Consider the following 13347-nt stretch of genomic DNA (forward strand, 5'->3'; position numbering starts at 1 on the left):
TATATTGCGTAGCTAAGGAGTTAAGGGAAAAAAGTTGGAGAAAACCATAGAAAATAAAAAGGATCAGTTTTACGAAATGCTTTTAAAGGCACCATCGGCAATTGGCATGTTGAAAGGTGCAAACCACGTTTTCGAAATGGCTAATCCCCTTTACTTACATTTGACCGGCAAAAAAGATGTTATAGGGAAGACAGTAGCAGAAGTGCTTCCGGAAGTAGTTGAGCAAGGATTTATTAGCATGTTAGATTATGTTTATAAAACTGGCGAATCATACTCTGGCAAAGAGAAATTGGTTAAGGTTGATAGAGAGGGAAATGGGAAATTGGTTGATTTATATATAGATTTCGTTTACCAGGCTTATAGAAATAGTGAAGGTATTATAGAAGGTGTTTTCTTTTTTATAAATGATCTCACTGAACAAGTGGTCCAGAAGAAAAAAATTGAAAAAAGTGAGAAGCAATACCGCCGAATTGTAGAAACGGCACAGGAAGGAATTTGGCTGCTCGATGAAAACAGTAGGACAACTTTTGTAAATAAAAAGATGTGTGAAATCCTTGAATACACTGAAGCGGAAATGATGGGGGAAACAAATTTTTTCTTTATGGAAGGGGAAGCACAGAAAGAAGCTTTGATTGCTTTGGAGCGAAGAAAAAGAGGGGTAGCTGAAAATCTTGAATATAAGTTTATATCTAAAAATGGAAAACATGTTCTCACTAAGATATCGGCCAATCCCATTTTTGATGATATGGGAAACTTTAAAGGGTCACTGGGAATGGTTTCAGATATTACTGAGAAGAAACACTTAGAAGAGCTTTTAGAAAAATCAAACAGGCTTGCGAGAATTGGAAGTTGGGAGATTGATGTGCTTAACGGTACCGTTTTTTGGTCAGATATTACAAAGGAAATCCGTGAAGCAGAACCTGATTTTATTCCTGATCTTTCAACTGGAATTGGGTTTTTTACTGAAGGCATCAATAAAAAAATTATATCCCAGCGAGTTCAAGAGTGCATGGATAAGGGAATTCCTTGGGATGAAGAATTGCAATTCACCACGTTTAAAGGAAACTTAAAATGGATACGCACCATTGGCGAAGCAGTTTTTATAAAAGGAAAATGCAGCAAAATTTATGGGAGTTTCCAGGATATTACAGAACGTAAAAATGCCGTAGAAAAAGTTTTACGCAGCGAAGCAAAATTAAAAATAGCGCAGCTTATAGCCCACGTAGGTAGTTGGGAGGTAACTATTTTAAATGATGAGCACAGTTGGTCTGACGAATTTTATAGAGTATTAGGAATTAATGAATCTGTTATACCTTCTCGGGACGCTTTTTTGCAATCAGTCCATCCCGATGATAGGGAAATGGTAATCAATGTTACCGAAGAAAAATTTTCTCAATCTAAAGATTCATCATTTCATTTCCGATTTATAAGAGAAAATGGGGAATTAGGGTATGCATCTTCCGAATGGAAGTATGAATTTGACTCCCTTGGAAACCCCATATACATTTATGGTATTTTACGGGACTTGACAAAAGAAAAAAAGGCAGAGATTGAGCGGCTTAAAATGATATCGGACCTTGTTCAACGGAATAAGGACCTCGAGCAATTTTCGTATATCATATCGCACAACCTTCGCTCGCCAGTAGCAAATATTATTGGTATAACGGAGGAATTGAAAGACGAAACACATAGTGCAGAAATAAAACTTATGTTAGGGGAAGCGTTAAGTTCCGATGCAAACCGTCTAGAAAATGTAATTGCCGATCTAAACACCATACTTCAAACAAAAACGGAGATTACGGAACGTAAAGAGCGCGTTATACTCTCAGAGTTAGCACACAATATTGAACTAAGCATAAGTGATCTTATCCACAAAGAAGAAGTAACAATAACAACAGATTTTACTGAGGTAGACAATTTCAGTACGATTAAAAGTTATATGCAAAGTATATTTTATAATCTTATTTCAAACAGTATTAAATATAGACAGCCAACTGTCAATCCGAAGATAGAGATAAGCTCACACATCAATAAAAATAAACTGTTTCTAATTTTTAAAGACAATGGAAGTGGGATTGACATGGAGCGAAAAGGCGATCAAATATTTGGACTGTACAAAAGATTTCATTCTGATACGGAAGGAAAAGGAATGGGGTTGTATATGGTTAAAACACAAGTAGAAACTTTAGGCGGTAAAATTTCGGTAAATAGTGAGGTAAATAAAGGAACTGTGTTTACCATTGAATTTGAATACGGGGAACAATAATTGCGCAATGTTAAATATCAGGTATGCAATTGCCCTGCTATAACAATTAAGTATATTTATCGGCGATATAAATGCCGATACAGCATCAAGCCAGCCATTCCTTGAATGCGTGAATGATTATACGTGTTTAAAGCCCCATATGAAATTACCTGAACGCTTTATTGTGGTCGATGATGATCGTACCAGTAATATGATATGCGAATTTTCTCTGCGTAGATTTTCTTCCATCACAGAAATTAAAACTTTTGTAGATCCTGAAGACGCCCTTCAGTTTATAAGAGATTGCTATCTAGACAACCAATCACCTACGCCTACAATACTTTTTCTTGACATTAATATGCCGGTTTTTACAGGGTGGGATTTTTTAGAAATTTTCAACAGTTTTTCACAACACATACGGGAACAGTTTACTTTTTATATTCTTACGTCATCCATCGAACAGAAAGACGTGGAAAAAGCTGAGGCAAATCCGTTAGTAAAGGGTTTATTGTCCAAGCCTTTGTCTACTAGTATTGTTCGCGGTATTTTTTAGTCCTGATTTTATATTTCGAAATAGCTGATGCCATTTAAAAGAATTGCAGGATTGGAAACGGTAACAGTATTTAGTAGGTTTTACTAGAATTCTATATCGACAATAAAATGGGCTAGACTTCGGTTGGATCTAACAAATATTATTGGCATAAACCTTGTTCTAGATTTTAAAAAGAAAGAATTATGAAAGCACTAAGAATTTTTTATGCATTACTTGTTCTCTTTATGTTCGGTAGTGCAAACGCGCAAGATAAAACTGAAAAAGTACAAACTCCAATAGAGACATTATTGAAGTCAAAGAGTTTTGAATTTATTGCAAATACCGCAATTCCCTTAAGTGGGCCCACGAAAGATTTAGTTGGTAGTGGTTATTCAATTACATTTTCGCCCGAGGAGGTAATCAGTAATATGCCTTTTTACGGAAGAGGGTATAGCGGCATGGCCTTGGGACGTGACAAAGGCATGCAATTTCAAGGGAAACCTGAAAATTTTACTATTGAAAGCAACAATGAATATCAAGTAAATACTGATGTAAAGGGTGAAAGGGATACCTATTCCATCTCGATTTCCGTGAGCAGTTCCGGTTATGCTTCTCTTACCATAAGTAGTAATGATCGCGGGACTATTACCTATCAAGGTGAAATTGTAAAAATCCAGAGGTAAGTTTTTTAAAATCAAACAATTGAACAAATGAGTATATTCAACAAAATATTGGGAAACTCCAGTGAGGTTTCCGCAGAAAAACTAAACGAAAAATACGAGCGTCTTTTAATTGAGGGTGAAGTGGTAGAACTGGGTTTTTCTCTTTTTCGGGACGTTTTTATGTTTACAAACAAACGCTTGATTTTAATTGATGTACAAGGGTTAACGGGCAGCAAGGCAGAATATAAGTGTCTTCCTTATAAGCATATCTCCAGATTTTCGTTGGAAACCGCAGGAACATTTGATTTGGACGCGGAGCTTAAAATTTGGATTTCCAGTGAAGATTTGCCCACGGTGAGTAAAAAATTCAATAAAAGCATTGATATTTACGAAGTGCAGAAATATTTAGCAGGAAAGGTTTTATAAAACCAATTCCCCAAAAAGACGTTGCAAGGTAGCTTCCAAATCATTGCTAAAACCATTGTGTGGCCGTGAGGTTTGTAATGAAGAACTGCGCTGAGCTGTAAGCCATCGAAATCTATCAGACTTTTCCCAAACTGCTACAGGGCCACCATCTTTGGAGCCGGAACAAATTTTCTCAAAGGCTTTTAAATTGTTTTCAATCTCTTCCACTTCAAGTTCGCAAGAAAAGAGTTTTAGTTTTTCAGTATCAATCTGGTGTTTGCAATTTAAGTATTTAGCCCCTTTGCTGAAAAGAATGATTCCAACATTCAGGAATTCCTCACGTTCTACGCGGGGTACCAAACGTATTACCGCATATTCATACAAGTGTCTCCCGGGCATCCTGAATCTGTTTTACAAAGTTATTAGCATGGTTTCTTCGCTGCATTAAAAATTGAAAATACACTTCCCTTATTGCATCAGCTTCCATTTCTGAACCTTCCCAATCTAGCCAATCTGAGGGGATGAGGTTTGTTATTTCCCTAAGCTTTTCATCGGGGAGAAGCGCTACCATTTCATCATTTATCTTTTCAACTAAAGTTGCTTGAGGTAACAAAACATGGTCTTTTATGTATGGAAAAGGACTTAGGGCCGTTTTTTCCCAATTGTCCCACGAATGGTGAAAATAGAAAGTAGCACCGTGATCTATTAGCCACAGTTCTTTGTGCCAAATGAGCATATTGGTATTTTTTACGGTGCGGTCTATATTTGTTGTAAATGCATCCAGCCAAACAATTTTCGAGGCCAGCTGTTCATCAACTTGTGTTACAACGGGATCAAATGTAAGTGCGCCCGAAAGAAAATGAAGCGCCAGATTGAGTCCGCGGCTTCCCTTTAAAAGATCCTGAATTTCTTCATCACCTTCACTACGGCCGAAAGCTTCATCTAGATTGGCGAAAACCAGTTCGGGCACTTGTAGTCCCAACGTTCTTGCAATTTCACCACCCAGTAATTCCGCAATCAAAGCTTTTACGCCGTGGCCTGCGCCGCGAAACTTTAAAACGTATTTAAAATCATCATCTGCTTCTGCCAAAGCAGGTAATGAACCTCCTTCTCGAAGCGGAGTTATATAACGCGTTACGTTTACAGTTCGGAGTTCTATTTTTTTGCTTCCCATTGACTGCAAAATTAGAGTTATTTGTTAATATGATGCTCTAATTATGACAAGATGTTTTGTTGGTTTTAAAATTTGTCTGCTTTTATTTTTGAAATATTAAATTCGTATTTTGCTAAAATTGTGAATCATTAAACTGAAAGTTATTGGATTTAACCATTGAAAACATTTTACTTGTGGGCTCTGTATTGCTTTTTATAAGCATTATTGCAGGTAAAACTTCTTATAAATTTGGCGTCCCTACTTTAGTTCTTTTCTTGGGAATTGGGATGCTTGCCGGTGAAGATGGTATAGGTGGTATCAGTTTTGACGACCCGCAAATTGCGCAACTGATTGGTGTTATTTCATTAAATTTTATATTGTTCTCTGGAGGTTTGGATACAAATTGGCAAACGGTTAAACCCATTTTAAGGGAAGGAATAGCACTTTCAACTTTAGGGGTTTTACTTACCGCTGTTACCTTGGGAACTTTTGTGTATTACGTTACAGATTTTACTATTTATGAAAGTCTGTTATTGGGTAGTATAGTTTCTTCTACAGATGCAGCCGCGGTATTTTCAATATTGCGCTCCAAGAATCTTGCACTTAAAACCAATTTAAGACCTACTTTGGAAATGGAAAGTGGGAGTAACGACCCAATGGCCTATGTGCTCACTATTGCTTTTTTGGGATTGGTGATTAATGATAATCAAGGAGTGGCTTCAATGATTCCGCTGTTTTTACAGCAAATGATTATTGGGGGAATCGCGGGCTTTGGTTTTGGAAAATTAAGCAAAATTGTGATTAACAGGATTAAGTTGGATTTTGAAGGTTTGTATCCGGTATTGGTAATTGCTTTAATGTTTATCACTTTTTCCGCAACCGATTTTGTGGGAGGTAATGGTTTCTTGGCTATTTACATCTGTGCCGTTTATTTAGGGAATCAATATCTCATTCATAAAAAAACCATTTTAAAAATGTTTGATGGGCTCGCGTGGCTTATGCAGATTGTATTGTTTCTTACTTTGGGGTTATTGGTTACTCCCACACATATTGCGCCTGTGTTTGGAATTGGCCTTGTAATTTCCCTTTTCTTGATGTTTGTAGCGCGGCCCATTAGTGTTTTTTTGAGTCTTATACCGTTTAAAATGAAACTACGCCGGCGTTTTTATATTTCTTGGGTGGGATTGAGGGGTGCTGTGCCAATTGTATTTGCCACCTATCCATTACTTGCGGGGATTGATAAGGCTAGTATGATTTTTAATATCGTATTTTTTATTTCGCTTACATCAATTTTAATACAAGGCACCACGCTTTCTATTGTGGCAAAATGGTTGGGCGTTGGTCTGCCCGAAAAAGCGAAACCAAGAAGTGCCTCTGATGAATTTCTGTTGGAGCATCCAAAAACAGAGATGCGTGAAATTGGAATTGACAACGGGAATTTGGCGGTCGGCAAAAAAATCGTCGATATTCAATTTCCTAAGAATGCCATTATCGCGATGATAAAAAGGGACGATAAATATATCACTCCCAATGGCGCTACGGTGATAAATGAAGACGATATGTTGATCGTGCTCTCAGACTCCAAAAAGGGAATTAAAAATGTATATGAATCCTTAAACATTCATGAGCATTTGTTGTAATTCAATTTGAATTATAGAGGGTTTTCGGAAAAATCTTTGCGTTATATTTGACCATCCCCTTTGCGGCTTCTAGTTCATCTTGGGAATAAGTCAATTCGAAATGTGGAAGTATCTTACTTTCAAACTCCGCAATAAAAGAAGGATATTCTAAAAATTTATTTTTTCCGAAGTCCGCGTTTGCAGCAAAACTTTTATGTGCCTCTACCATCGCCGTAAGATATTTTTCAAAGGATACATTCTCTTTTTTATTACCTAAAAAATAGTCCTGAAGTACCGTTGTGGGATGATAAAACCATTCTACAAAACCACGGCCAGATTTGTAAAGACTTTTAACTACATCTTCTGTTTTCCTGTCAATAAAGATCCACGGTACATTGGGGTATGCTTTCTGAAAAAGTTCTACAAAGAAAATATTCCATGAGGTAAGTTTAAAGATAACTTGTTCTGTTTCCCCCAATGGTTCTAGATAGTCCGAAATTATCGTTTTTAGATTTTTCAAAAGAGTTGTTTCCTCTAGTTTATAAAATACTGCAGAAAGCAACAAGCCATTTATTGCTTCCGTTTCAGAAACAATCCGTGTTTTTTTTGAAACGCCCAGCATATTCGCCAGTAAGGTTGAACCACAATGCGAAGTGTGAAATATAAAACCTTTTAAGTTTAAGGATTCGGAATTTTGAAAATTTGATCCAACATTTAGATCGAGCTCTTTTCTAAAAGAATTAGTGGGATGCAACAAAGTAACTGCATCGTTAAAAAAGGGATAGTTAAAAACTTCGGCAGGCAATTTTTTAAAGCAAGTAATAGGTTTTTGGCTTACTTGCGTATAAACGGGAAAATAGTGTTTTTTCAAATTTTGATTACTTCAATTAATTTAGGTGAAGCTACAAAATGTGATTTAAAAGCAATCAAAATATTAAAAGGAGAATTACTATTTTTCAATTAACTTTGAAAATGGTGAAAAAACTCTTTAAAGAAATATCACAAATTTTAATTCTACTATTTCTTTTGGGATTGTTTTGGGCGTGTAATGAACCAAAGGAAATTAGTTCCTACCATGACAATCATTGGGAAGATCATTATGTTAATTCAGAAATTTCGGGAATACAGAAAGATTCCCTGCAACATGGAAAAACCTATTTGAGTATCTATTCGCACATTTACAGTTTTTCGATGGAAAAATCGCAGAACCTAACTGCAATGGTCAGTTTGCGGAATGTGAGCGATATAAGCACAATTTATATTTCAACGGCTAAATATTACAACACTAAAGGGGAATTGATACGAAATTATTTCGAAAAGCCAATACAACTAAATCCTTTGGAAACAGTTGAAATTGTAATAGATGAAACCGATGAACAGGGTGGTAGCGGGGCCAATTTTATTTTTGAATGGGCAGCAGAGCCTAAAACTCCCGAACCGCTTTTTGAGGCAATAATGACTTCTTTACGAGGTTCGCAAGGATTGAGTTTCACGACTCAGGGAAAACGAATTGAATAAACCGTATTCTTTAAGGTTTAAATTTTCAAATCCCCAATCCCAATAGTTTTCTTTATTTTTGAAGAAAAAGTATTCTTAATGAAAATAGTAGTTTCCCCAGCCAAAACATTGGATTTTGAATCCAAACTTCCCACCACACGCGCCACACAACCCAAGTTTTTGGAAGAAGCCGAAATGATAAACAATAAACTGGAGCGGAAAAGCAAAAAAGCTATCGGCACATTGATGGACATTAGCGATAAATTAGCGGAGCTCAATTACCAACGTTATAAAGAATTCAATACCCCATTCACAAAAGAAAATGCCCGTCCCGCAGTTTATGCTTTTGCTGGTGACGTTTACACGGGGTTGGATGCCTACACAATTCCTTCTGAAAAAATTGATCTTTTGCAACATTCGCTTCGTATTCTCTCGGGAATGTACGGGCTGTTGCGGCCGTTGGATTTAATGCAGCCCTATCGTTTGGAAATGGGTACAAAACTTCCCGTAAATCGTAAAAAAGATTTGTATTCCTTTTGGAAAAAAACACTGACAGAAACCTTAAACAAAGAGTTGGAAGATGATGAACTTTTCTTAAATCTTGCAAGTGTAGAATATTTTAACGCTATAGACGAAAAGAAACTCAAGGTACCTGTAATTTCTCCAGTTTTTAAAGATTTCAAAAACGGGGAATTGAAGATAATCTCTTTTTTCGCAAAGAAAGCGCGCGGTAGTATGACGCGTTTCGTTATCGATAAAAATGTTACATCCTTGGACGAATTAAAGGGGTTTGATTATGATGGTTATGGTTATAGCGAACAATATACAGAGAAGGCGAATGAGCCAGTTTTTATACGTTAGGTTTCAAGTTGCGGTTTAACAATTAATAATCAACAATTATAAATCTACAATCGTCAATCATTTTGTTCCACCACATACATCCATACAAGCCTTTTATTCCCGCAAACGCAACCAAACTAATTGTTGGCACTCTGCCGCCGCCAAGATTTACTACAGGGGAATTGAAAGCGGGCGATGTAGATTTTTGTTACGGGAGCCGTGACGGGCAACTATGGGTGATTTTGGACAAGATCTTCGGTTTAAATTTAAAATTTGAAACAACTGCCGAAGCCATAAAACAACGCGAACATTTTCTTATAAATAGGGGTATCGGCATTTGCGATATGGTCGCTTCAGCGAAGCGAGAAAAAATTGATGCTTCAGATATAGGTATGTTGGAAGTGAAACTGCGCGATTTGGTTGCAGTACTTCAGGAAAATCCTAAAATTGACACACTACTTTTTACTGGAGGTAACAGTAAAAATGGTCCGGAATATTTCTTCCGAAGAAAATTAAAAGATTATAATATTCCATTAAAGCTGATTTCTAATGAAGTGCCTCGTATCCACACACTCCAGTTGCCAGAAAATGGTAGAACTGTAAATACCGTTTCATTGATTGCACCTTCGGGCGCAGCAAATAGAGCAGTGGGAAGTCTTTCCGGCTATAAAAAAATGAAAGATGAAAATCCCGAGCTTACTACAATAGATTTTCGGGTAGAGCAGTACCGACCTTTCTTTTAAATACCATTAAAACTCTCCGCTAAGGGGTTGGGTCAAGCCAAATACTTAAATGTAAAAACCTAACAGGTTTAAGAGATCTGTTAGGTTTGCCAAATTTAAAGCGCAAAATTAAAAATCGGTGGCACTTACGATAAACCTCAAGCCCTCGGTGTTTTCGAGCCAATTATGGTTTCGTTTTTTGTAAACTTTCCATTATTATTGGTGAAAGAAATGGGAGCCATCCACGCGCCGGTTACTAAAAGGTCTAGGTCTTCATTGTTGTTGTAATCTGAAAAACAGGTTTGGAAACCATCTCAATTTCTTTAAGCGAAAGATTTTTTAAGTTGCATTATCAGATTATTCTAAATATTGTTCTTTTTTGAAGTTTCTGAACAAAAAATCATAAGTGTTGAAAAAATAAGAGTTATGTTGAAGGCTTTTTTCATGAAACGAATTAAATAGCTCATAGTGAGATTTTTATAATGAAAATATTTTTTTGCTTTCGCCTAGCTATAAAATTTTTTAAATATATAAAAGTTTAGTTTTTAGGATTAATTTGTAATTAGCAATAATTTAAAGTATTTTTAACGACATTTTAACTAGTAACTATAAATTTAAAATTATTAAATTATGAAGAAAATTACGTTAACACTCTTATTGCTCTTATTTGCAATTGGGAGTTCTTTTAGTCAATGTATTGCTACTTCGCCCTTTGGCACTGCTGTGTCTAATAATTCTGGAAATGTTCAGAGTATTACGACCTGTAACTTTGGTGGCGAGTACGGTACAGTAAGCGGTCTGTTAATTGGTGAAGATTACACTTTTACCTCTACGGCTGCTTCTATTACAATTACCGACACCAGCAACAATGTTATTGCTTTTGGTCCGTCTCCTATTACTGTTATTGGTGTTACAGTAACAACACTTAGATCTCACATACACAGTAGTCTATTTCCTACTTGCGGTACTGCCCAATCTTGTTTTACATCCAGCGTTCAACTTATATCACCACCGCCACCGGCACCAGCAAACGATCTTTGCGCAGGTGCTATTGAAGTGACTGGTGATGGCGTAATTGTAGGTACGTCAGTTGGAGCAACAACTGATGTAGCTCCAACTTGTGTAACTTCAATTTCTTCACCTGGTGTTTGGTACAAATTTACTGATGTTTCGGGAACAGGAAGTACTGTAGATTTGAGTCTTTGTACAGGAACATCTTATGATACTAAGCTTTCTGTTTATTCAGGTAGTTGTGGAACCTTTACTTGTGTTACGGGAAATGATGATTCCTGTGGTGTTCAGAGTGCTGTGAATTTTACCACAGATGGTTCTTCTACATATTATGTATTAGTTCATTCTTTTGGAGGAGCTACTGGTACATTTGAACTTAACGTTTCTGGTTTCCCGGTACCTGTTGTTGGTAACCCTCCAGTAATTGCTTGTCCAGCTGACATTGTAGCAAACAACGCTCCAGGAACTTGTGGTGCAGTTGTTAACTTTACGGGTGTTGCCTTCGATGTTGAAGATGGTAACATTTCCGGTGATATTATAGCTACTCCAGCAAGCGGAACTGTTTTCCCTGTTGGTAGCACTACCGTAACACTTTCTGTTACTGATAGCGATGGAAACACAGTTGATTGTTCTTTTGACGTTACAGTAATTGACAACGAGCTTCCTGTAGCAGTATGCCAAAACCTAACTTTGGATCTTGATCCAATAACCGGTATGGTTAGTATTACTGGTGCTGATGTAGACAATGGTTCTACAGACAATTGTGGTATTGCCTCTATGACCTTAGATGTTTCATCTTTTGATTGTTCTATGACTGGTGCAAATACAGTTGTAATGACAGTTACCGATAACTCAGGGAATGTAGCTACTTGTACTTCTACAGTTACAATTCAAGACGTTACGGCTCCAGAAGTTTTCTGTATTGGAGGTTTTGGTCAATTTACCGAATCTGAAGATTTTGAAGGTGCGACTATCCCATCAGGCTGGTCAACCGTAATTGAAAGTGGTAGTGCAGATTGGACTTTTGGTTCAAATGTTATGCCTTTAGGACCTAACTTTGCTACCAATGCCGCAATCTTTGATGACGATGCTGCTGGTAATGGTGAAGTAAACCTTGTAAGACTTGTTTCTCCTGCATATGATCTTACGGGAGCTAGCAACGTGCAACTTTCTTTTGAATACGCAATACAGGATTTTATAGGCTCAGGTACATTTGAAGCTGAGGTATGGGATGGTGCTGCTTGGCAACAAGTATTATTTATTGATGAAATGGACGTTACCCCGGTAAACACTGGAGATATTGATGTTTCTGCATTCGCAAACCCTGCATTTCAAGTGCGTTTTACTTATGATGACGAAGGTGACTGGGCTTGGGGAGCTGGTGTTGACAATTTCTTGTTGACCTACGAAGCTACCACAGGTGGCGGACTTGACGTTTTCCTTGACGCGAACGGTATGGCCAGTGTAGATCCTAATGATCTTGTTACTGGTGTTAACGAAGCTTGTGGCTACACGATCACCGCTGGCGGTGTTGGTGGAGGAACTACTGGTTCTTTGAGTACACTTTTCGCTACAAATAATGGTGGATCTTCAGGATGGGCTGTAATGTATGATGTAACCGTAGGGCCATCAGATATTGAAGTAACCGAATTGGATATCAATACAAGCGCTACAACTGCTTTCACTTTAGACCTATATGTTCTTGAGGGTACGTATGTGGGCAATGAGACCAATCCAGGTGCTTGGGGCGCTGCCGCAGCAACTGGTTCTGGAACCGGTGCCGGTACAGATCTACCTAGCAATGTTGTTCTTAGTGCTCCTGTAGTTCTTTCGGCAAATACCACTTATGGTTTTGCGGTAGTAACAACAGGCGTAGGCCAATCTTATACAAATGGTACAGGATGTCCTGGAAACCAATGTTATGACAATGCAGATTTATCAATTAGTTTAGGTTCTGCAGTTACTGGATTGTTTACAGGTTCTGTATTCACTCCTCGCGTTTGGAACGGTACTGTTCATTATGAAACAGTTGCTAGTTCAGGTCTAGATTTCACATGTGCTGATCTTGGCGAAAACCTTGTTGAGGTAACCGTTACCGATGACAGTGGAAACGTTTCTACCTGTACAGCTGTCGTTAATGTAATTGACATTACAGCACCAGTTATTACTTGCGGTCCAGAACCAACAGTTTCTGAAACTGCATCTGATAGCCCAGGATTGGCCATTCCAGATGGTGATCCAGTTGGAACAACCTCTATACTTACAATAACTGAAGATGTTGTTATAACAGATTTAAATGTAAACCTAGATATTTCACATACTTGGGTAGGTGATGTTACTACAACAATTACTTCTCCTACAGGTACAGTCGTTACGATCGTTGACCGTCCAGGTTATACCGGAACAGGATTTGGCTGTAGTGGTGATGATATCCTTGCAACACTTGATGATGCAGGTACAGGCGCAGTAGAAACCCAATGTGGTGCAGGCGTACCAACAATTGATGGTACTTTCACTCCTAACAACCCACTTGCTGCTTTCAACGGTGAAAGCACAATGGGTGACTGGATTATTACTATTTCTGATGCTGTCGCTGGTGATTCAGGAACGCTTAACGCTTGGGGTATTACTTATTCCTACGCAAATACAAATACAGATGTT

The 13347-nt window shown here is 37.6% G+C and carries 12 protein-coding genes; 9 read left to right on the plus strand and 3 right to left on the minus strand.

What is annotated here, in order from left to right; all coding sequences use genetic code 11:
* Positions 1-34: 34 nt before the first annotated feature.
* The 4 genes from AEQU1_RS08590 to AEQU1_RS08605 all read left to right on the plus strand — a co-directional run bounded on the left by AEQU1_RS08590 (position 35) and on the right by AEQU1_RS08605 (position 3865).
* Positions 35-2266, plus strand: a complete 2232-nt coding sequence (locus AEQU1_RS08590; protein ID WP_111880396.1) for a PAS domain S-box protein — start codon at positions 35-37, stop codon at positions 2264-2266.
* A gap of 139 nt (positions 2267-2405) precedes the next feature.
* Positions 2406-2798, plus strand: a complete 393-nt coding sequence (locus tag AEQU1_RS08595) for a response regulator (RefSeq protein ID WP_111880397.1) — start codon at positions 2406-2408, stop codon at positions 2796-2798.
* Between the two features lie 182 nt (positions 2799-2980).
* Positions 2981-3460, plus strand: coding sequence for a DUF4251 domain-containing protein (locus AEQU1_RS08600; protein WP_111880399.1), 480 nt, complete (start codon positions 2981-2983; stop codon positions 3458-3460).
* Positions 3461-3487: 27 nt separating this feature from the next.
* On the plus strand, positions 3488-3865 hold the full coding sequence (locus AEQU1_RS08605; RefSeq protein ID WP_111880401.1) for a PH domain-containing protein: 378 nt from the start codon (positions 3488-3490) through the stop codon (positions 3863-3865).
* On the opposite strand, the gene AEQU1_RS08610 is transcribed toward AEQU1_RS08605, so the two are convergent.
* The gene (locus AEQU1_RS08610; RefSeq protein ID WP_111880402.1) at positions 3860-4243 is read right to left on the minus strand and encodes a DUF3037 domain-containing protein; all 384 of its coding nucleotides are present in this window, start codon (positions 4241-4243) and stop codon (positions 3860-3862) included. The two genes, AEQU1_RS08605 and AEQU1_RS08610, sit on opposite strands and share 6 nt — an antisense overlap.
* Entirely contained in the window at positions 4221-5018 is a 798-nt protein-coding gene (locus tag AEQU1_RS08615) for a HipA family kinase (protein ID WP_111880404.1), read from the minus strand. Before AEQU1_RS08615 ends, AEQU1_RS08610 begins: the two co-directional genes overlap by 23 nt.
* A gap of 143 nt (positions 5019-5161) precedes the next feature.
* Here AEQU1_RS08615 and AEQU1_RS08620 point away from each other — a divergent pair, with 143 nt between their 5' ends.
* Positions 5162-6637, plus strand: a complete 1476-nt coding sequence (locus tag AEQU1_RS08620; protein WP_111880406.1) for a potassium/proton antiporter — start codon at positions 5162-5164, stop codon at positions 6635-6637.
* 1 nt (position 6638) lies between these two features.
* Here the strand turns inward: AEQU1_RS08620 and AEQU1_RS08625 are convergent, their stop codons facing one another.
* On the minus strand, positions 6639-7487 hold the full coding sequence (locus tag AEQU1_RS08625; protein WP_111880407.1) for a hypothetical protein: 849 nt from the start codon (positions 7485-7487) through the stop codon (positions 6639-6641).
* 101 nt (positions 7488-7588) lie between these two features.
* Here AEQU1_RS08625 and AEQU1_RS08630 point away from each other — a divergent pair, with 101 nt between their 5' ends.
* From AEQU1_RS08630 to AEQU1_RS08645, 4 genes are all read left to right on the plus strand, one after another.
* A complete protein-coding gene (locus AEQU1_RS08630; RefSeq protein WP_111880408.1) occupies positions 7589-8134 on the plus strand; it encodes a DUF3124 domain-containing protein in 546 nt (181 codons plus the stop codon).
* 78 nt (positions 8135-8212) lie between these two features.
* The gene (yaaA, locus tag AEQU1_RS08635) at positions 8213-8974 is read left to right on the plus strand and encodes a peroxide stress protein YaaA (RefSeq protein ID WP_111880410.1); all 762 of its coding nucleotides are present in this window, start codon (positions 8213-8215) and stop codon (positions 8972-8974) included.
* A 62-nt stretch (positions 8975-9036) separates the two neighbouring features.
* Positions 9037-9696 (plus strand): uracil-DNA glycosylase family protein, encoded by a 660-nt coding sequence (locus AEQU1_RS08640; protein WP_111880412.1) that lies wholly within the window; start codon positions 9037-9039, stop codon positions 9694-9696.
* 609 nt (positions 9697-10305) lie between these two features.
* Positions 10306-13347, plus strand: a 3042-nt coding sequence (locus AEQU1_RS08645) for an HYR domain-containing protein (protein WP_181566740.1), incomplete at its 3' end; no start/stop codon positions are given.

The sequence above is a fragment of the Aequorivita sp. CIP111184 genome (genome assembly GCF_900489465.1).
Classification (GTDB): Bacteria; Bacteroidota; Bacteroidia; order Flavobacteriales; family Flavobacteriaceae; genus Aequorivita.